Origin of the sequence: Mariniflexile ostreae, from assembly GCF_042427585.1 — a bacterium.
In the GTDB taxonomy this organism is placed as follows: Bacteria; Bacteroidota; Bacteroidia; order Flavobacteriales; family Flavobacteriaceae; genus Pseudalgibacter; species Pseudalgibacter ostreae.
Genome location: NZ_JBHMFC010000074.1, coordinates 137,829 through 160,278, shown reverse-complemented (window position 1 = coordinate 160,278; position 22,450 = coordinate 137,829). Strand labels below are relative to the sequence as shown.

General features: G+C 36.6%; 10 protein-coding genes. All 10 read left to right on the top strand.

Annotation, left to right across the window (positions count from 1 at the left end):
- The first annotated feature begins 22 nt into the window (after positions 1-22).
- Positions 23-3,088, top strand: a complete 3,066-nt coding sequence (locus tag ACFFU9_RS11595) for a SusC/RagA family TonB-linked outer membrane protein (protein WP_379861609.1) — start codon at positions 23-25, stop codon at positions 3,086-3,088.
- 19 nt (positions 3,089-3,107) lie between these two features.
- A complete protein-coding gene (locus ACFFU9_RS11590) occupies positions 3,108-4,742 on the top strand; it encodes a RagB/SusD family nutrient uptake outer membrane protein (protein WP_379861608.1) in 1,635 nt (544 codons plus the stop codon).
- A gap of 76 nt (positions 4,743-4,818) precedes the next feature.
- Positions 4,819-6,882, top strand: a complete 2,064-nt coding sequence (locus ACFFU9_RS11585; protein WP_379861607.1) for a glycosyl hydrolase 115 family protein — start codon at positions 4,819-4,821, stop codon at positions 6,880-6,882.
- On the top strand, positions 6,882-9,200 hold the full coding sequence (locus ACFFU9_RS11580) for a GH92 family glycosyl hydrolase (protein ID WP_379861606.1): 2,319 nt from the start codon (positions 6,882-6,884) through the stop codon (positions 9,198-9,200). Before ACFFU9_RS11585 ends, ACFFU9_RS11580 begins: the two co-directional genes overlap by 1 nt.
- Positions 9,201-9,210: 10 nt before the next feature.
- A complete protein-coding gene (locus ACFFU9_RS11575; protein ID WP_379861605.1) occupies positions 9,211-10,542 on the top strand; it encodes an alpha-L-fucosidase in 1,332 nt (443 codons plus the stop codon).
- A 41-nt stretch (positions 10,543-10,583) separates the two neighbouring features.
- Positions 10,584-13,124: a glycoside hydrolase family 3 protein gene (locus ACFFU9_RS11570; RefSeq protein WP_379861604.1), complete on the top strand. Its 2,541-nt coding sequence runs from the start codon at positions 10,584-10,586 to the stop codon at positions 13,122-13,124.
- Between the two features lie 115 nt (positions 13,125-13,239).
- Positions 13,240-14,655 carry an alpha-L-fucosidase gene (locus ACFFU9_RS11565; RefSeq protein WP_379861603.1) on the top strand — a complete coding sequence of 472 codons (1,416 nt, stop codon included), beginning with the start codon at positions 13,240-13,242 and terminating at the stop codon, positions 14,653-14,655.
- Positions 14,656-14,705: 50 nt separating this feature from the next.
- Entirely contained in the window at positions 14,706-16,559 is a 1,854-nt protein-coding gene (locus ACFFU9_RS11560; protein WP_379861602.1) for a Ca2+-dependent phosphoinositide-specific phospholipase C, read from the top strand.
- 9 nt (positions 16,560-16,568) lie between these two features.
- Positions 16,569-18,407 carry a metallophosphoesterase gene (locus ACFFU9_RS11555; RefSeq protein WP_379861601.1) on the top strand — a complete coding sequence of 613 codons (1,839 nt, stop codon included), beginning with the start codon at positions 16,569-16,571 and terminating at the stop codon, positions 18,405-18,407.
- Between the two features lie 19 nt (positions 18,408-18,426).
- Positions 18,427-22,449 carry a hybrid sensor histidine kinase/response regulator transcription factor gene (locus ACFFU9_RS11550; protein ID WP_379861600.1) on the top strand — a complete coding sequence of 1,341 codons (4,023 nt, stop codon included), beginning with the start codon at positions 18,427-18,429 and terminating at the stop codon, positions 22,447-22,449.
- Position 22,450: the final 1 nt, after the last annotated feature.

The following is a 22,450-nucleotide window of genomic DNA, read 5'->3' as shown; positions in this document are numbered from 1 at the left end:
CATTAACTAAACATATAACGATATGGAAAAAATTAAACTCTTACTAATAGCCTTTTTAATAGGTTATGCAAATACCTCTTGGGCGCAAGCCAAGGTTTCGGGTATGGTTACAGATAGCCAGAATATGCCGATTCCAGGAGTGAATGTTCTTGTTAAAGGAACCTCCATTGGGGCCGCTACAGATTTTGACGGAAATTATCAGATTGCCACCAAGCAAGGGGATGTTTTAGTATTCTCTTATCTTGGGTATCAAACCATGGAGATTACTTATAAAGGACAATTGCCTTTTAATGTAAAACTAAAGGAAGATGCTTCTGAACTTGACGAAGTGGTCGTGATAGGGTATGGCTCTGTAAAAAGAACAGACTTAACAGGGGCAGTTGAGTCTTTAGATGCTAAAGCGCTTACCGAACAAAAGAAAACCGATATTGGCCAAGCCTTACAAGGCCGAATTGCCGGTGTTGATGTTCGAGCTTTAAGCAATAAGCCAGGAGCGCCATTATCTATAGACATTAGAGGAAATACGGTTATAAAAAACACAGATGCTGGACGCGACGGTATTAGTGATAGTACAGACGATGATCTTTCAAAACCTTTATATGTGGTGGATGGTGTGTTTTTTGATGACATAAACATTTTAAATCCAGCAGATATTCAACAAATGGATATATTGAAGGATGCTTCTGCAACAGCCATTTATGGATCTAGAGGAGCAAATGGTGTGGTTATTATTACCACTAAAAATGGTATTGAAGGAAAAACGGTATTTACTTATGAAGCTACATTGGGGGTGCGATCTGCAACCAATGCGCCAGATGTGTACAATGGGGACGAGTATGTAGATTTTGTTGATAAGGCTTTAAGAAGCACCGCTTGGAAAGGGCTTTTTAACAATGGTTATACACCTACCGTTGAAGATTATAATAATTTAGCGGTTGATATTTCAAGAGAGATAAAAAGCAGTAATGAAGAGGCTGATAATGTGGCTAATAGACGTTATACAGATTGGGCTGGAGATTATCAACATGCTGGAATCCAAACGAGCCACAATGTGGGCATGTCTGGAGGCAGTGACGGATTAACCTATAACGGTGGAGTGGGGTATTTAAGTGATGAAGGGGTTGTGGGCATAGAAGGATATGAGCGTTATAATTTAAGTGCATCATTATCTAAAAAAGTTTCCGATAAGTTTACTGTGGGGCTTAAAACATATTTAGCGTTATCAGAACGCGAAGAAGGCAGTAGAGAATTGTTTAGAAGTACCTTGCGTTTAGCGCCAACCGTTAATTCTTTCGATTCTGATGGAAACGTTATATTGTTTCCAGACGACCAAGATAAACGTTTTACAAACCCCTATTATGATGCAGATGGGGCTTGGAAAACAAACACTAAATCTTTGGACGTTATAGCCAATGTGTTTTTAAATTTCAAGGCTACAGAATGGATGAGTTTTAAAACACAATTTGCTCCTAACTTGAAAAACACCAGATTTGGAGAGTTCCGAGGGCTATACACAAAATCTTCTCGAAATGAGCCAGAGCGAATTCAGTCACACTACGATGCTTCTTTTAAAACATCTTATACCTGGGACAATATATTAGATTTTGATTTCGATATTACTGAAGATCAAAATTTAAAAGCAACATTGATTTCTTCAATATATTACAATCAATTGGAATGGAGTGATATAGAAACAAGGGATTTTGATACGGATGCTTACTTGTATTACAATACATCTGCGGGCTTAGATGTAAGGCAATATAGCACAAACTATATAAAAGAAACCTTGTCGTCTTTTGCGGCGCGTGTAAACTATAGTATTTTAGATAAGTACTTATTTACGTTTACGGGTAGGTATGATGGATCGTCAAGACTGGCCGTAAATAATAAATGGGCCTTTTTCCCTTCGGCTGCATTTGCATGGAAAGCAAGTGATGAAACTTTTTTGCAAGAGGCCGATTGGTTAAGTAATTTAAAACTGCGCTTGAGTTATGGCGAGTCTGGGAGCGATAGTTCTGTAAGTGCTTATGATACATTGGCCTTTCTAGGAGGTGCCGATTATGTATTTGGAAACATTCATACCAATGGAGTAGATGTAAACGGCTTGCCAAATTACAGCTTAACATGGGAGCGCTCAAAAGAAGTTAATGTTGGTTTAGATCTAGGGGTTTTAAAAAATAGAATTCGATTAAATTTAGAACTGTATAGAAAGAAAACGGAAGGCGCTATATTAGAGAGAACCTTATCCAATATTTCTGGCTATAGCTCTGCAATAGGAAATTATGGATCTGTGGAGAACAAGGGAATTGAGGTGACTTTAAACACTGTAAATGTTCAAACTGAAGATTTTAAATGGGCAACCAGCATCAACTTCGCTAAAAATAAAAACCAGATTTTAAAATTAGATGGCGATTTGGATAAAGAAACATATGGAACCCATGGGGTATTACAGGTAGGGCAACCCGTTGATGCTATTTATAGTTATGAAGTTGAAGGTATTTGGCAGCTGGATGAGGTTGCGGAGGCAGCTGTTTATGGAGCCTTTCCTGGGCAATACAAATATGCAGATGTGGACAACAGTGGCACGATAGGCGCTGAAGATAAAAAAGTTTTAGGCTCTGTTTCTCCTGATTGGATTGGTGGAATGACGAATACGTTTACTTATAAAAATTTAGACCTTTCCATTCAAGTGTATACCAGACAAGGCGTTTATGGGCACTCCGAGTTTTACTCTCATTTTGCACCGTATAACGGAGATGATGCTACATTCAATAAAATAAAATTAGATTATTGGACACCAAATAACCCAGATGCAAAATATCCTGCTCCAGAATATGGGCATCCAGGAGAATGGTACTACGAAGATTTAAGTTTTGTTAAAATTGGCAATATAGGTTTAGGTTATCAATTTCCTGATAGTATATTGGAAAAGTTAAAGATGTCTAGTTTGAGACTGTCTTTAGATATACAAAATCCATTCACATTTACCGATTATAAAGGGCCAGACCCAGAAACAGGATTGCAAAATTCTTATAACGCAAGTTACTTAACTAAAACCGTTTTATTTGGGCTTAAGTTATCTTACTAATTTTTAAATTATACTAAAGATGAAAACTATAAAAAATATAATAGCGGCAGTGGGTGTTACACTCCTGTTCAGTAGCTGTAATAGCTATTTAGAAGAGGAAATATATACACAAATAACCAGTGAGAACTTTCTTGATGAAAGTAATGCCGACCAATTAATTGTGGGGCTTTATGCAGCCAATAGAAGTGTCTATAAAAATTATGGCTATAAATTTGAAGGGACTGATATTTTTACCACTCAAAACGAAATATTTTCTACCTCCAGTTCCAATGATTACGTGAGCTTTAATGCCTCGGAAACTAATGGTGTGTGGAATGCTAATTATTCCGTAATATCAAAAGCAAATACGGCTCTTAATAGGTATCAAAATCAAATTGGTTGGAGTGCAGGGAAAATGGCCGAGAAAGCCTATGGTGTTGCTCAAGCAAGAGCGTTAAGAGCTTTGGCGTTTTTTAATTTAGCACAACAATTTGGAGGCGTTGTACTTAACTTAGAGGAACCACAAAGTATTCGAAATGATTATAAAAGATCGACAGAAGAAGCTACTTATGCTTTAATTATTGAAGAATTAGAAGCTGCCATACCCGATTTGAAGGATACTCCAGAAACAGGGCGCTTATCTAAACGTGCAGCACAGCACATTTTATCTGAAGTCTATTTAACCAGAGCGTATAAAGACTATGCGAAAAACACAGACTTTCAAACGTCTGCCGATTTAGCCATAGCAGCTATAGGATCTTACGACATAAGAAGTCAGTCTTTTGAAAAGGTTTTTGCTTACGATAATCAAGTCAATGACGAGGTTCTTTTTGCAGCACAATGGGGTAATACTGGTTTCTCAGAAGATAGAGGCAATACCAAGCACTCGCTATTTATGTATCAAGTTTTCGATTTGCCCGGTGTAAGTCGATCAAATCCTTATGGCACCAAAGGGAATAGCTTAATGCCAACGCCTTATTTTTATTCCTTGTTTGCCGATAACGATTCCAGAGAAGATGTGACCATACACAGAACCATTATGGCCGATGAAAAAAGTGCTTTGGGTACAGATGTTATCAACCCTGGTGATACCTTGATTTACTTTCCGAAAAACGCTTTAGATGCGACAGAATTAAAAGAACGATTAGAGCGTTATTGGGTGTATCAACCCGATCAATATTTATATGGAGTGCCGGATGATATTGCAGGTGTTAATTATAAATATTCTTTAAACCCTGCATTTACAAACTTTCCAATCATGAAAAAATTTGATGATGAGATTTTTTCTGCAGAAGGGAGTGGCGCTCGAGACACCTTTATTTTCAGGATTGCCGAAACCCACCTAATCGCCGCAGAAGCTTTCTTAGGTGCAGGAAATACTGCGCAAGCTCTGTTTCACTTAAATAGAGTGAGAGAACGCGCAACAGGGGTTGCAAACCATTATACGTCTATAGACTTAGATGTGATATTGGTAGAGCGGGCTTTAGAGTTAATTGGCGAAGCGAATAGATGGGCTGTATTAAAGCGTATGGGGAAATTGGAGCAACGTTTAATTTACAATCCTCATTATGCAGATCACGGTGCGTTTGATGCTTCTAAGCATTTGTTGCGTCCCATTCCAATAAAAGAAATAGAAATTTCTCCAAGTACTATGACACAAAACCCTAAATATTAATAGCTGAGATTTAGTTAGTTTGTATAGGCAGGCGAGTATATGTCTGCCTATTTTTTTAAATAAAAGATTGTTTTCAATGTCAAAAAAATATATTAAGAAAGAAATATTGTTGTGCAGTCTTATAGCAGGGCTTTTTTTTCTGTTTTCATGTTCAAATACTAAAAGGGACACCATCTATCTTGTGGTAGGGGAATCTGTGTCTAATGTTGAATTAAGTACAGTTACCGATTTAAAAGACGACTTAGATAAAGTTATTGGAATGCCAGTGAGCATCATATCTGAAAAAGAAAGATTACCAAAAGCAGGGCTGTTTTTGGTTTTAGGTACCACAACGTCCAATACCTTGATAAAAGAATTGGCATCACAAGAACAAATAGCGTTATCTGTTGCAGTGCCTGGTGCAAGAGGCGGTGTGTGGTTTAAAACAAGCCTTAAAAATAAGCAAAAAGCTATCGTGCTTGGCGGATCAGACCTACAGGGGCTCCAATATGCTATTTACGATTACTCAAAAGAGGTTTTAGGAATAGACCCTTTGGAATACTGGACTGGTAAAATGCCATCAAAAAAAACGAAAGAGGCGGTGTTTGATTTTACGGCAAAAACCATAGCCCCACCAAAAGTTCCTCTTTTAGTGTACTTTGAAAATGATGTGGATGAATTGGCAAACTACAGAGGTAAATTATTAGAGTACGATTGGGAAAGCTATACCGAGATGATTAATTCTTTAGTCCGTTTAAAATATAACGCAATTCAGTTTTTTGATATGCTGGGGCGTCCCGAATTTTATGTCAGGCCGGAATACAAAAAGTTAAAACCAGATTATCAGATTGATATAGAGTATCTGGATAAAATGATCGACTATGCGAAGTTGAAGGGGATGAAAATACAGATAGATTTTGAATTGGGCTATCAAATTCACCCCATGGATGAAACCAAAGCGGAATGCTGGACAACCTATAAGGAAGATTGGATAGCTGCTTGGCGTTATTATTTAGAAAAAACACCACTAAGTAAAACCGATATTTTTGTACTAAGACCTAGAAACCAAGTTTGGGATTGGGAATATAAAAGTACTTGTGGAGAATCTAAAATCGACGTGTTTAACGATGTTTATAAGGTTTTTGGAGACTTGGTAGACTCTTATAATAGTGAGGCAATAAAAGTAGCCATTTGTTATTCAGATGGTATGGACATGTATAACAATGGTTTTAATCCTCCGAAAGACTGGACTGTGGTATGGTCTGATCATGGTTTTGGAGATTTTCAATACATGCCAGAGGCAACGCGTGGCTATGATTTTGGTACTTACATGCACGCCGGATATTGGTTAAACCACACAGTTCACAATCCTTATCCAAATAAAGTAGAAACAGTTATGAAAGAAATGTTTCAACAATTTGATGCCGATAAATATTGTTTGGTAAACGGGCAAAACTTTAGACCTTTTTTATTAAACCTTGAAGCTTATAGCGCCGTTTGTGATAATCCGGATAGCTTTAATGGCGATAGTTTTTATAAAACCTGGACAACTCGCTATTTCTCTGAAGATGCAGCACCACATGCAGTAGCTTCGATGAAGTGGTTGCACGATGCTCAAAAAGGTAGAAAGGGCTATGTGGAGCACTTATGGGAAATTCGTGAGGCCGTATCTTATTTGTCGAATGCCCCTATTAGAAGACCCGGGAAAACGCCTATTCCGTATGATTATATGCGTGTTAAGGGGGATTATGAAAACACGGCTCAATGCTGGGAAAACATACAAAAAGCCTTATCGGAAGCTGAAAAAGGATATGAAAAAGAAGAGACCGATTTCTACCATGCCTATATCCTCTTGCCAGTACAGTTATATGCCGATTTGATTGCTTTTGAAACCACTCTGCATGCGATGTCAAAATTAAAGCGCGAATTCGAAATCTCAAAAAACATTCAGGTTTTAGAACGTGCTAAAAAAATGATTCCCGAAGCAGAGCAACAACTAGAACACATATACAAGCGTAGAGCAGAAGGGGATTTAGATGACAAATGGAAGGATTGGTATGCTGTTAAAAACCGAAGACAAAATAATGGGTTTCCAACGCAGGATATGTTGATGGCGATTCAGGAAAACTTAGAAAAATTGACTCCTTTAAACAAAAAATAATGAAGCTATATCATATTTTTAAAAGCAGCATCTGTATGGGTTTAGTGTTTTTAGCACTTGTAGCCTGTAAAAAAGAAAACGCTAGTGCTAAAGAGGAAAAATTAGAAGCTCTAGATTATACGGCAAAAGTATATCCACAGTTAGATACGGAAAATTCCAGATGGTTTTTTTTCTCATCGGCCAGTAGGCCCTTTGGGATGGTAAACTTAAGTCCAGACACCCAAATAGGTGGTGCTTGGGGAAGTGGTTATCGCTACAAAACCGATACTATTAAAGGGTTTAGCCATATTCATGCGTGGCAAATGTCTGGCGTCTCTGTAATGCCAGTAACGGTGTCGGCAACAAATAAAGCATATATTTATAACGATTTCTATTCTAAATTCAGTCATAGTAACGAGCAAATAGCGCCAGGATTCCATGCATTGGAATTAGAACGATATAACATTAAAGTAGCCCTAACCAGTTCAAAAAGAGTTGGATTGCATCAATATGTGTTTCCTGAAAATGAAGATGCAGGCGTGCTTTTTAATTTGAATACAATATTGGGGCCTTGTAAAAACGTTGCAGGACAATTAGAACAAATTAGTGATAATGAGCTTTCTGGAAATGTAACAATGGAACCCACGCATAGACGGCCTAAACCTTTAACGGTTTATTTTAGTGTGAAATTGAATACAGATATAGCTGCTTTGGAGAAAGATGATACCACGGGTAATTATTTGATCACTTTTAAAAAGCCAATAGATAAGGTGCTCATGAAAGTGGGAATATCTTATACGTCAACAGAAAATGCTAAGAACAATATTGAAGTAGAGTTGCCCGGTTGGGATTTTGAGGGCACAGTAGCGCGCTCTAAAGAAGCGTGGAACCATTTGCTTGGTAGAATAACCATTAAAGGAGGTTCAGAACAAGAACAAAGACGGTTTTATACCGATTTATGGCATGCGCTTCAAGGTAGAAGAATAATTAACGATGTTAATGGTGCTTATCCAGATAATACGGGTGCAACATTTAGAATAGGCCAATTGCCTTTAGATTTAAACGGTGTGCCTAAATTTAATCATTTTAATTCCGATTCTTTTTGGGGCGCTCAATGGACTTTAAATACATTGTGGGGACTTGTTTATCCAGATATTATGGAGGAATTTGTGCACTCGTTAATGCAGTATCACCAAGATGGTGGTTTAGTGCCTAGAGGGCCTTCTGGCGGAAATTATACTTATGTTATGACAGGAGCCTCGTCTACACCATTTATAGTAAGTGCCATTCAAAAGGGTATAATAAAAAATGATTTAGAACCTATATATCAGGCGTTAAAGAAGAATCATATGCCTGGAGGGATTATGGAAAAAGCGGGCTACGAACATAAAACCACTCTAGGAGGAGGCTTAAAATATTATATAAACAAAGGCTATGTGCCATATCCTATTCCAGAAGGTGATTTTGGCGGCCATCAAGATGGAGCGAGTCTTACCATGGAATATGCATATCAAGACTGGACGTTGGCACAACTGGCCAAAAAGTTGAACCATACAGAGGATTATAATTATTTCTTGAAGCGTTCAAAAAACTATAAAAACGTGTTCGATAAAGAATCTGGCTGGATGCGACCAAAAAATGTAGATGGCATTTGGAAAAAAAATTATGATCCTTATGAGTCGGAAAACGGATTTATTGAAGCGAACGGTGCACAGTCTACATGGTTTGTTCCACACGATTTACAAGTCTTAGCAGGATTAATGGGTGGAGCGGATAAGGCTATTGAAAAGCTAAACAACCAATTCATAACAGCCGAGACTTTAAACTTTACGGCTGGAAATTCGCATGCACAAGAATTACATCCTGAATATAGGCGTATCCCCGTTAACTATGGTAATCAACCGTCCATTCAAACAGCTTTTGTGTTTCATAAATTAGGGCGATTTGATTTAACACAATACTGGTCTAGAAAAGTGATAAACAAAGCTTTTAGTGGTTTATCGCCTGCTACAGGGTATAATGGCGATGAAGATCAAGGTTTAATGGGGAGTTTGGCCGTACTTATGAAAATGGGACTGTTCCAAATGAATGGGGGTACAGAAAACAATCCTGAATATCAAATAGGAAGTCCTGTTTTTGAAGAAATCACCATCCAACTTCACCCCGATTATTATTCAAATAATACATTCAAAATAAAAACAAAAAATCACAGTACATCAAATGTATACGTAAACAAAGTGGCGTTTAATAAGCAAGTTATTAAAGGTTACAAAATATTACAGAGCGATATTGTAAAGGGGGGGGAGTTACTTCTAGAAATGTCTGATAAAACAAACTAAAAATAATATTATGAATACGCTAACAGCTATCTCGATAAATCCTAAATTTAAACTCGTTTTTGCTTTCGTTTTTGCTATCAGTTTTTTAAGTTTTGGGCAATTAAAAAACAAGCCTGATTTGGAAGAGGGTTTTATGGATATGGGGTTTGGTATTTTTGTGCATTGGAGCCTTGATTCTCAATTGGGAAGCGTTATCAGCCATTCTTTGGTGGGGGCTTCAGACGATTATGTTAATAGGTATTTTAACGAACTTCCCAAAACATTTTATCCTAATAAATTTGATGCAGACGAATGGGCGCGATTGTTTAAAATAGCAGGAGCCGAGTATGTGGTCTTTACGGCAAAACACCATAATGGTTTCTGTATGTGGGATACTAAAACCACCGATTTTAATATCATGAACACGCCCTATGGTAAGGATATTACGGGCGAACTTGTAAAAGCCTTACGAAAGCAAGGATTGAAAGTGGGTATCTATTTTTCACCAGAAGATTTTAGTTTTATTCATAAACAAGGGCATTTAATTTCGAGAAAAGGTAAAATGACTCAAATTACAGCCAATAAGGAGCTTTTTGAATATGATAAAATTCAAGTTAAAGAGTTAATTGCAAATTATGGCCCTATTGATGTCATGTTTTTTGATGCGTTCCAGGCCAAGCCTATGGCCCAATTTGTACATAAAATAGACCCTAATATTGTGGTTACACGTGGCGAAATGAGCACGCCAGAACAAACAATACCGGGAGGTGCCTTGCCAGGGCCTTGGGAAACCTGTATGACTATGGGGACACAGTGGCAGTACAAACCTACCAACGAAACTTATAAAAGCGGTACAGAACTCATAGAGAAGTTAATAGAAATAAGGGCTAAAGGCGGTAATTTTCTTTTAAACATAGGGCCAAAGCCTAATGGGGAGATTCCTATAGAGCAAGAAGAACGTTTGCGTGAAGTAGCACTTTGGATGTATGTGAATAATGAAGGGGTTAAAAATGTAAGAACCGTACCTACCATAATTAAAGATGGCGATATGTGGTTTACAATGGCTAAGGATGAAAATACGGCTTATGTGTTTATTACGAGACAAAAAGATTGGTTTAAAGGTTTTAGACGGAATTTTTTACTAAAAAACATGAGGGCTACGAAAAAGACAAAGGTGTCTGTTTTGGGCCAAAATGATTTGGTTGTAGAGTATTGGCCTGAAAACACACCAACTACACGATATATACAACATGATGAGCTGTTAGAAGTGTCTGTAAGTAGGGCACACAGGCTGTATAATGATAAAGTGTGGCCCAATCCTGTTGTGGTTAAGATTACTAATGTAGAGTTTGTTAAAAAATAAATATAGAATATAATACGAGCGTTATGAAGCTAAATAAACTAATGTTATATTTTACATGTTGGTTGCCCATCTTGGCAATGTCGCAAACATCGTATCTTTTTCAAAACGAAAGTTTACCGGTACAAACAAGGGTAGACGATTTGTTAGAGCGTTTAACTATGGAAGAAAAAGTATCGTTATTGGTGTCTACGGCAGAGGCTATTCCTAGGTTAGGAGTAGAGAAATATTACCATGGCAACGAGGCTTTGCATGGGGTCGTTAAAGGAGGGCGTTTTACTGTTTTTCCACAAGCCATTGCCTTGGCCGCTACTTGGAACCCCAATTTAATTCAAGAAGTGTCCACAGCCATTTCAGATGAAGCTAGAGCAAAATGGAATTTTTACAATCAAGGCAAAGACCAAAAAAATGTGTATAGTGATCTATTGACTTTTTGGTCGCCCACTATTAATATGGCAAGAGATCCCAGATGGGGCCGAACACCAGAAACGTATGGTGAAGACCCTTTTTTAACCAGTAGAATGGGAGTGTCTTTTGTTAAAGGTTTGCAGGGCAATCATGATAAATATTTAAAAGTGGTGTCTACGCCAAAACATTTTGTAGCCAATAATCAAGAGGAAAACAGGTTTGCTTATAATGCTAAAATATCCGAGAAGGCATTAAGAGAATATTATTTTCCTGCTTATAAAGCGAGTGTTCAAGAAGGTAAAGCGGCATCTATTATGAGTGCTTATAATGCTGTAAATGGTGTGCCTAGCACGGCTAATGATTGGCTTTTAAATACGGTGTTGCGAGACGAGTGGGGGTTTTTAGGTTATGTTGTAAGCGATTGTGGAGCTCCTACATATTTAGTAAAATCCCATAAGTTTGTGGGGACTAAGGAAGAGGCTGCAAAAGCAGCGCTCCAGGCAGGTTTAGATTTAGAGTGCGGTAATGATATTTATGCCAGACATTTATTAATGGCTTACGAAAAAGGATTGGTTTCTAAGGCAGATATAGATAAAGCTGCCTCAAGGGTTTTAACGGCACGCTTTAAATTGGGTGTTTTTGATAGCCCTGAGAATAATCCTTATACTAAAATCTCACCCGATGTTATTGGTTCTAAAAAGCATCAAGATTTGGCTCTTGAAACGTCTAGGCAATCTATCGTGCTTCTTAAAAATAAAAAAAACATACTGCCTTTAAACTCCGATAAAATAAAAAAGATAGCAGTGGTTGGCTTTAATGCCAATCAAGTTGTTTTTGGTGATTATAGCGGGTTGCCTGTTATAAAACCCATTTCGCCACTTGAAGGCATAAAAAATAAATTGCGTGATAAAGTAGAGGTTACTTATGTGAAATGGAAAACGGCTGCAAAAAATCTAAACCTTATTGAAGCTGAGAATTTGTACAATGATTTTAATGATGAACCAGGGTTGTATGGCGAATATTATGATGATAAATATTTAGAAGGGACACCACAAACACGTGTGGATAAAGTAGTGAATTTCGACCCCGTAAACAATCCTCCCGACCCGTATACCAATTACAGACATAAATCTATACGATGGACAGGGTATATTACGCCTAATTTCTCGGGGAATTATAAAATAGGTGTCAATTCAGATGATGGTGTTCGTTTGTGGTTAAACGATACGTTGGTTGTCGATGCATGGTATAATCGGGGCATGACCACCGATCAGTTTGAAATTGCGATGAAGGCAGGCGAGAAATATGCCGTAAAATTGGAGTATTTTGATAATGGAGGCGATGCCATTTGCCAATTGCTCTGGGAAGTGCCCAATAATACTAACGACTTATATAAAGAGGATAAGTTAGCAGCCAAAACAAGCGACTATGTAATTGCTGTAATGGGTATTAATAAATCTATTGAAAAAGAAGGAAAAGACAGAACGTCTCTTAATTTACCTGAAGATCAGGTTCATTATTTAAAAGAGATGTATGCCGAGAATAAAAATATTATTGTAGTATTGGTTGCAGGTAGTTCGTTAGCTATTAACTGGATGGATGAGAATATACCCGCCATTGTGGATGCTTGGTATCCTGGAGAAGCAGGAGGGTCGGCTATTGCCGATGTGTTGTTTGGCGATTATAACCCGGCTGGAAGATTGCCTTTTACTTTTTATAAAGAGGTGAACGATTTGCCTGCCATGGATGATTATGAAGTCTCAAATGGACGAACTTATATGTATTTTAAAGACGATGTGCTATATCCTTTCGGGCATGGTTTAAGTTATACAACGTTTAAGTACAGTCATTTTAAAGTGGAAACAAAAGATGATAAAATTAAACTGTCGGCTATCTTAAAAAATACAGGTAAATATAAAGGAGATGAGGTTGTTCAACTGTATTATAATACAAAGGAGGCCATAGACCAAAAGCCTTTAAAAAAGCTGATAGGGTTTGAAAGAATCACCTTGCGGAAAGGTCATTCAGATACAATAACATTTGAAATCTCTAAAAAAGATTTAGAATATTGGGATCAGGAAACTAAAACATGGCTTTTTAAACCAGGAACATATGAATTTATGTTAGGGACATCTTCAAAAGATGTGCTTTTAAAGAAAGTCATCATATTAGAATAGGTGTCGCTAATAATTGCTCTTACATTATAACACCTGCTATAATTAAGGAATGTAGCGGGGTAATTTGTAAGTCTATAATAGAGTACACTTAATAACTCATAAAACATATCTTACCATGAACTTAAGTATTAAAAGAAGCAGTGTAATGGCTTTAGTATTGACATGCGGTTTTGTATCGAATAGTTTTGCACAATCCCTAGATAAAATGGACTGGTGGAGTGATGCCAAGTTTGGCATGTTTATGCATTGGGGCTTATATTCTCAAACCGCGGGCTATTGGAATGGGCATAAAGCAAAAGGGAATGAGCACTTTATGATCCATGAAAAAATCTCATTAAAAGACTATGCTGCGATTGCTAAAGATTTTAACCCCATAAATTATGATGCAGAGCAATGGGTGCTTACGGCAAAACGAGCAGGTATGCAATACATCATCATAACATCGAAGCATCACGATGGTTTTGCCATGTTTGATTCGCCTTCTAATGATTACAATATAAAAAAACAAACACCTTATGCACAGGATCCCATGAAAGCTTTAGTCGAGGCTTGCCATAAACATGATATGAAATTTGGGTTTTATTACTCTTTAGGTCGAGATTGGGAAGATCCAGATGTGGCAACCAATTGGCCCTATAAAGGAGGACGAAGTAATTTGGTGGATTATCCAAATGAAGATATAAAAGTTTTTAGTAAATATTTTGAGCGAAAAGTGAAACCGCAAATAAAAGAACTGCTTACTCAATATGGTAAAATAGATGTTATTTGGTTTGATACGCCAGAGCTTATAAGTCCAGAAGAAAGTAAGGAGCTGCGAGATTTGATTTTAAATATTCAGCCAGATTGCATCATTAATAGCCGAATAGGAAATGATTTTGGCGATTATAAGGTTAAAGAACAAGAAATAGTAAAAGGTTTAGAAGTACAGCCATGGGAGGCTTGTATTACCATGAGCAAAAATTGGGGATATATTGAATATGATACCATTTATAAAACGCCAGAATTAATGACACGGCAATTGTTGGAAATTGTAAGTAAAGGCGGGAATTTACTGCTAAATAACGGGCCTACTGCAGCAGGGGAGATTAGAAAGGAGGCCCAAGATCGCTTACAGATTATGGGGGATTGGATCACGCTTCATTCAGAAGGTATTTACGGGTCTAAACCATGGGAAATCCAAGGAGAGTTATTGGGTGAAAAACAAGATTTTATAGATAATCCTAAGATTTTAGAGCATGAAAACACTATGAAAGATGCTGTAAACGATGCCACCTCAAAAGCTGTTTTTCCAGAAGTGCGGTTCACTACAAAAAATGGAGCGCTTTACGCCTATGTTTGTAGTGCGCAACGAAGCAAGATTATTATTAAAGCACTTTCAACAAAAAAACAGTCCAAAATAAAAACGGTAGCCCAACTAGGTTCTTCTAAAAAAGTGGTGTGGAAACAAACCAAAGCAGGTCTAAAATTAAAGCTTCCAAAATATTCTAAAAATGAAATCCCTATCACCGGTTTTAAAATAATTTTTGAGTAAATTGATAAGCTAAATAATGGTATGTATTTAATAAAGCATAGAACTATTATATGAAGTCTTTAAAGCCACAAGCCGTCCTGTTTTTCTTTTTCACCACTTTGATGCTATTAGCTCAAAATAAAACGACGATTGAGGTTTGGCCTTTGGAGGTGCCTGGAGAAACCGAAGCAAAACTTCCAGCAAGAAAAACAGCGAATACTTCGGGCAATACCACGCGATTAACAGATGTTACTAACCCGATATTAACGGTATATGCTCCAAAAAAACCGAATGCTTCCAAGGCAGGGATTATAGTATGTCCCGGTGGTGGTTATAACATTCTAGCTATTGATAAAGAAGGAGAGGAAATCGCTATATGGTTAAATAAATTGGGTTACACAGCTTTTGTATTGCAATACCGCGTACCTAAAAAACAAAACGCTGCTGCACAAGACCTTCAACGGGCTTTAAAAATAGTGAGAAACAAAGCATCCTTATATCAATTAGAGACAAATAAAATCGGTTTAATAGGGTTTTCAGCAGGAGGGCATTTGGCAGCTTTGGCCTCCACAAACTATAATAAAAGCTTTTATGATAAGCAAGATGATATAGATAACGTTTCCAGTAGGCCAGATTTTACCATGCTTATATATCCAGCGTATTTAGATAAAGGAGCGCATAAAACCGTAGACCCTAACTTTCAATTTGACCAACATACCCCTCCCTTTTTTATTTTCGGAACAGCAGACGATAATTACGGAAACAGTGGTTTGGTTATGGCTCAAGCTTTACGTGTAAATAAAACACCAGTAGAATTACATTTATATAATAATGGAGGCCATGGATATGGATTGCGAAAAGGTAATCCCGCTGCCGAAACCTGGCCTGTTTTAGCTGAAAGATGGTTGGGAAACATATTAAAAACCACTGTTAAATTAAATGATATCCAAGTTATAGGAAGTCATAACTCTTATAAAATTCCTATTGAAACGCCTTTGTTCGATTATTTACATCACTTAAATCCCCAGAACATGGATGCGCTACAATATGGACATCCGTCTTTAGAGGCTCAATTGGACTTAGGGCTTCGTAATATCGAATTAGATGTTTTTCATGATCCTCTTGGAGGGTATTTCTCCAACCCAAAAGGATTGGAGCTTATAAAATCTTTAGGAAAAAAGCCCTTGGTATATGATGCATTACACACGTTGCAAAAGCCGGGCTTAAAGATGTTTCATGTGCAAGATATAGACTTTAGGAGCCATCATCTATTATTTTCTGATGGTTTAGCGGCAATAAAAAGCTGGTCGGACAAACACCCAGACCATAGCCCTATTTTTATATTGATTAATGCAAAAGACCAAAAGGTGACTGGCACGCGAGATCCTTTGCCTTTTTCATCTACAGCTTTAGATAGCATCGATATTGAAATAAGAAAAGTGTTTCCTCCTAATAAATTAATCACACCCAAAGATGTACGTGGAGATTTTGAAACTCTGGAACAGGCTGTTTTAGCCGTAGGTTGGCCAGATTTAGATAAGGTTAAGGGGCGTTTTTTGTTCGTTTTAGATGAAAAAGAAACTAAAATAAAAGAATATTTAGAGCCGTCTGGCTCCTTAAAAGATCCGGTTTTATTTGTAAATAGTAAAGAGGGGAAACCAGAGGCAGGTTTTAGAATTATCAATAATCCTATCAAAGACTTTGAATATATAAAAGCATTAGTGGCTAAGGGGTATATGGTACGTACACGAGCCGATGCGGGAACTACAGAAGCGCGCAATATAACTTACGAAAGGTTTGAAAAAGCTAAAGCATCTGGAGCGCAGGTTATTTCTACAGATTACTATATTCCTTCAACGTTATTCGAGTCCGATTTTAAAGTCATTTTTAGCAATAACACTTATGAGCGTATTAAAAATGAATAAGATAATATTATGAAATTTCTATGGAAATATGTTTTGTCTAGTAGTGTATTCGTACTGCTTTCATGCCATAAGATAGAGAGGGAAAAGGAGGAGCGTATTCAAATTGCATTTATAGCCGATGCTCATTTTCAAGATATTTATGCTCATTTTGAGGATGTGGATTACAGAGGTATAAAGAACCCAAAAACTGGAGCCTATGTTAATATAAGAACTATGGCTGCACAATTACAATCCACTAGAATATTCAATGAGAATTACTTCGCCTTTTTAGAAGCCTTAGACGATATTGTAGCTAAAGGGATAAAACTTGTAGCATTACCAGGCGATTTTAGTGATGATGGGCAGCCCATTCATGTAAAAGGTCTAAAGACGATATTAGACGACTATACGGCAAAGCACGGCATCTTGTTTTTTGCCACTACTGGCAATCATGATCCCGTAAAGCCTTTTGCTGAAGAAGCTGGTAAAACCGATTTTTTAGGCGAGGGTGGGCAAGAGCAAATCATTACCAGTTCTGTTCAAAACTTAAAAGCACAGGTTAGCACATCTTTAAAGCCTATTATAACCTCCGAGATTAAAAAGTGGGGGTATAAAGACGTATTAAATGAAATGTCTGCTTTTGGTTTTTACCCTATAAAGGAATATTTGTATTGGGAAACCCCTTTTTCTAAATACACTTATGAAGACTATACCTTCGAAAAGGCCCAAAAGCAGTCTGGTTTAAACCAAAGATTGTATGCTATAGATGCTTATAATAAACATCCAGATGCTAGTTATTTAGTAGAACCTATCCAAGGCTTATGGCTTTTAGCAATAGATGCCAATGTGTATATGCCGAATAAAGTATTGCCCGCTGTGTCTCATAATCCAAAAGATTTTTCAGGAGCCAGTATTGGGTATAACCAAGTGCTTCTACAAAAGAACCATTTGGTAGATTGGGTGAGGAAAGTAGCTCAATTGGCCAAAAAAAAAGGAAAGGTGTTAATTGCCTTTAGTCATTATCCAATGGTTGATTTTAATGATGATGCCTCACCAGAAATGAAAGCGTTTTTTGGTGAGAATAAGATGCATTTGCACCGCGTGCCCAAGGAAAAAGTAGCAGAGGTTTTTGCAGATGCAGGGATTCAAATTCATTTTGGTGGGCACATGCATATTAACGATACGGGTGTTCGAACAAGTAAAAAGGGCAATTCATTATTTAATATCCAAACCCCCTCTTTAGCTGCTTATGCACCAGCTTATAAGATTTTAACCATTCATTCAAGTACAGATTTTGAAATTGAGACCGTCGTCATGAAAACGGTTAAAAACTTTAATCATTTATTTTCTTTATACGAACAGGAATATGCATATTTACAAGGCTTAGAAAAAGCATCCATTTGGAATAAAGAAATTCTGGAAGCCGAAAACTATAAAGATTTTACTCAATGGCATTTAGAGGAATTAGTTCGGCTTCGTTTTTTAACAAAAGATTGGTCCCAGCCTTTTTTAAAACAGATTCTAACATCAACAGGAAAAGATTTATTGTTGCAAAATATAGAGGTAAGTCATGAATTAGAGCAAGTAGTGTTCGCCAATAACTTAACTTTAAAAGATTTTGAGGGTTGGACAGGGTTGGATATGATTTATGATTTTTATAAACTAAGAAGTGCAGACGAATTAGCCAAACGAGATATGGAGGTAAGTCGTTTAAAACAATATGAGCTGGTTTGTAACCAACTAAAAAGATCGCCAGATTCTGCCTATAGATTGTGGGCTAAAATATTTGATAAAACTGTAAGCGGACTGCCCTCAGATCATTTTATGATAAATTTAAAATCTAATAGTATTAAAAAAATAACACCATAAATAGTAAAACCCTTTTTTAATGAAGTACCGTTTTATACTATCGTTGTACGTAGTATCATGTTTTTTGAGCGTTTACGCACAAACCGTTAAGTTTGAGCATTATAATGATAAAGGGGGGTTGTCCCATAATTCCGTACGCCATATCGTGCAGGATAATCATGGGTTTTTATGGTTAGGAACCTTTTCTGGTTTAAACAGATTCGACGGGTATGAGTTTAAAACGTATTTAAGCACTTCCGAAGAACATTATAAAATTGAAAATGATGATATAACAGCTTTAGAGTTGGACCAAGAAACCAACCAATTATGGATTGGAACGAGAAAAGGTGTAACGCTCTTAAATTTAAATACTTATCAATTTAAAACTTTTTTAACGGAAACAGGAAATCCAAATAGTTTGCCAGATGAAGAAATACGTGCTATCCATATAGATAAATATAAACGTGTTTGGGTTGGTACTAAAGAAAAAGGTGTGTTTCTTTTTAAAGTAAAAGAGAACAGATTTGAAAAAGTACCATTAGAAGGGTTTGATTATGTTAAAGAGATTTTTGAAGATTCTTCGGGAAACATTTGGATTGGTAGTTATGGGGCAGTTTCCGTAGCTAAAATAAATATAGACCCGAAAGGTGTTATCCAGCAAGTAACCCGTTATACGCTTAGCATCCCTAATTCCTTAGAGGTTAACTCGTATTTGAATTTTATATATGAAGATGACAAGCATGATGTTTTTATAGGGACGAGAAAAGGCTTGTACAAACTGAATAAATTAAAAAACGAATTTGATAATCTATACATCGAAAATAGCGAAATAAGGGATGCCCTTGGGCCTTATTTTATGTCTGTTGCACAGGCTTCGGATGGTAAGTATTGGGTGGGTACTTTGGGTGGGCTTTTAGTTTGCGACCGCTTAGAAGATATTAGTAAAGGCGTTTTTAAACGGTACTATTCTGTACTAACAGACCAAACATCATTGGTGGATAATTTGGTTTCTGCTTTATATTTTGATGCTTCTGGCGTATTATGGATTGGAACAGAAGATGGGCTGGACAAGTACGACTCATTTGAGAACCAGTTTAATTTGAATAATGATATTTCCCAATTTATAGGAAACCAAGCGCCAAGGATACGTGGGTTTTCTAAAACCTATAACGATAAGATTATTGTTGCAACGCGACATCACGGTCTTTTTATTTTAGAAGATGATCAATTCGTTCCATTGCATAACGATCAAAACGATATTGCCAGTATTTACTCTATTGATGGTAAAATATTTTATTGCGGGCTATGGAATGGCAAATTATTGCTTTATAATTATGAAAAAAAAGAATCTAAAGTCATTGAGCTCGGTCTCGTACAGTCGCCAGTTTCAGCCTTCGAAAACTTAGGGGACAACAAACTGATGATTGGGTCCTTTGGGGAAGGTGCGATGATCTGGGATGTAGAGACCCAAACCGTAAGTAAAAAACTTCTTGAAGGCCAGGATATCAATAAAGTTATTAAGGATGCCTTTAATCATATATGGTTTGCTACAGAAACGGGAGTAGTGAAATATATTTTAGATACAGGAACTACGGTAACTTACGGTGCATCTATTAATGGAGGTTTAGGCTTACCGCATATTAATGTGAGCGCTATTGCATTTGATGATAAAAATAAGCTTTGGGCGGCGACCAGAAAAGGACTGAGTTATTTTGATAGTAAAAACAATAATTTTGTAGCCCTAAAAGCCCCTGAAGCACTCGCAGGAAAATGGGTTACAGATTTACTTACAGATGCTAACGGTAATTTATGGCTAAACATAAACAATAATAGTGTTGCTAAGCTTAAAGAAAATGGTATGTATAATATCTACCACGTTAATAGCGGTAATAGATTAGATTATTTTAGCTCCAGAGGGTTTTATAATTTCGGAAAATCAAATATTTATTTAGGGGCCAAAAATGGAGTCCTGTATTTTTCACCATACACCATAAAGGAGAATCAATTCTCGCCCAAACCTATTATAACTGAAATAAAAATTCAGAATGAAATAATTTTTCCAGGAAAAAAAATAAATGATGAGGTTCCACTTAAAGAAGATTTTAACCAATCCAAAAGCATAACGCTTAATTATAAAAATAGAAATTTTTCCTTACAATTTTCAACACCATCTTATACTAATGAGCGTTTAAATAAATTTGATTACATGTTAGAAGGGTTTGATGATAATTGGATTACAGCCAATAGTAATTCGAGAACCGTTCAATACACCAATTTATTTCCAGGAGATTATGTTTTCAAAATAAAATCTAGTAATAGCGACGGGCATTGGAGCGATGTGGTATCTTATAAAATAGAAATAAAAAGACCGTTTTGGCTAACATATCCAGCGCTTTTTGTTTTTTTATTGCTATTAGCAGGCATTCACTACCTGGTTAGGAGAGAGCTTAAAAACAAAATCCGTTTAAAACAAGAACTGGTAACAGAAAAAGTGAATAGAGAGCGCGATATAAAGTTAAATAATGAGAAATTACGCTTTTTCACCAATATATCGCATGAGTTGAGAACGCCTTTAACCCTTATTTTAGGGCCTGTAAAGCAATTAATAGAAGAGAGTAAAGATTATAGTAGTGCGTATCAAAAAAGCAGGTACAATCTCATACACCAAAATGCGAGTAGGCTTTTAAACTTAGTAAACCAGGTATTGGATTTCAGAAAAGCACAAACCGGTGAGTTAAAGCTTAAAGTATCTAAAACCGATATTGTAGAATACACCAAAAACACCTTCGATTCATTCAAGGAATTTGCATATAGTAAACAAGTACAGTTGTCTTTTAATTATGAAGAAGAATCAATTTTGGGATGGATCGATAAAGATAAATATGATAAGATTCTTTATAATTTACTATCTAATGCTGTAAAGTTTACAAACAAATATGGCTCTGTCGATTTATTTATTGGTTTAAAAGGAGATGAAGCAGGCTATTTGGTTTTAGAGGTGAGTGATGATGGTATCGGTATACCTAAAAAGAGCCAAGACAAAATATTCACTAGGTTTTATCAAGCGACAAATAGCAAAGAAAATAACACAGGGTCGGGCATAGGGCTATCCTTGGTGAAGGCGCTAGTGGAACTTCATAAAGGCACAATTAAAGTGCAGAGTACGCCCAAAGAAGGGAGTGTGTTTGCTGTGGAAATTCCAATAATGCGTAAGTTCTATAGTGAAAATGAAGTTTTTGAAGTTGCTATTAATACGGAGAAGCAGAATATCGTACATGCCATTCCTATTAATCCTAAAAGTACAAATACAGAAATTAAAGAAAAAATACTCGTTATTGAAGATAATATAGAGCTAAGGAAGTATATCGTAGACTATTTATCGGCGTATTACAAGGTTTATGAAGCGGAAAACGGAGAGGAAGGGTTGCAGCTTTGTAGACAAATAAAACCCATGCTCTGCGTAGCAGATGTTATGATGCCCGTTATGGATGGCCTTCAGTTTTGTGAAATGCTTAAAAAGGATGAATTTATCAGTCATATTCCAGTAATCTTGTTAACGGCACTATCTGAAAATGAAGATAAGATGAAAGGCTATAACGTAGGGGCAGATGGATATTTGGTAAAACCTTTTGATCCCTCTTTACTAAAATCTATAATCATTAATATCATAAAAACAAGGCTAGACCTTAAAGTCAAATTTTCTGGTGATGCCGAAAGCGGAATAGGTTTGCTTACGCATTCTCCCATAGATAAAGATTTAATGGAGAAAATTACTGATATTATAAATAAAAATTTAGGTAGCCCAGGGCTTACCACAGGTTTTTTGTGTGACGAGATGGGCATGAGTTCATCAAAACTTTATAGAAAAATAAAAGAGTTAACAGATTTAGCACCTAATGAATTTATTAGAACCATTCGATTAAAAAAATCGGCACAACTTCTAAAAACAAAAAAGTATAACGTATCTGAAGTTACCGATTTAATTGGGTTTAACGACCCCTTATACTTTAGCCGTTGCTTTAAGAAACAATTTGGATACCCTCCTAGTACGTTGTTGAAATAAA

What these genes read in the sequence shown, in the direction of transcription:
- ACFFU9_RS11595 (WP_379861609.1), top strand. Translation starts at nt 23, where the DNA reads ATGGAAAAAATTAAACTCTTACTAATAGCCTTTTTAATAGGTTATGCA.
- ACFFU9_RS11590 (WP_379861608.1), top strand. Translation starts at nt 3,108, where the DNA reads ATGAAAACTATAAAAAATATAATAGCGGCAGTGGGTGTTACACTCCTG.
- ACFFU9_RS11585 (WP_379861607.1), top strand. Translation starts at nt 4,819, where the DNA reads ATGTCAAAAAAATATATTAAGAAAGAAATATTGTTGTGCAGTCTTATA.
- ACFFU9_RS11580 (WP_379861606.1), top strand. Translation starts at nt 6,882, where the DNA reads ATGAAGCTATATCATATTTTTAAAAGCAGCATCTGTATGGGTTTAGTG.
- ACFFU9_RS11575 (WP_379861605.1), top strand. Translation starts at nt 9,211, where the DNA reads ATGAATACGCTAACAGCTATCTCGATAAATCCTAAATTTAAACTCGTT.
- ACFFU9_RS11570 (WP_379861604.1), top strand. Translation starts at nt 10,584, where the DNA reads ATGTTATATTTTACATGTTGGTTGCCCATCTTGGCAATGTCGCAAACA.
- ACFFU9_RS11565 (WP_379861603.1), top strand. Translation starts at nt 13,240, where the DNA reads ATGAACTTAAGTATTAAAAGAAGCAGTGTAATGGCTTTAGTATTGACA.
- ACFFU9_RS11560 (WP_379861602.1), top strand. Translation starts at nt 14,706, where the DNA reads ATGAAGTCTTTAAAGCCACAAGCCGTCCTGTTTTTCTTTTTCACCACT.
- ACFFU9_RS11555 (WP_379861601.1), top strand. Translation starts at nt 16,569, where the DNA reads ATGAAATTTCTATGGAAATATGTTTTGTCTAGTAGTGTATTCGTACTG.
- ACFFU9_RS11550 (WP_379861600.1), top strand. Translation starts at nt 18,427, where the DNA reads ATGAAGTACCGTTTTATACTATCGTTGTACGTAGTATCATGTTTTTTG.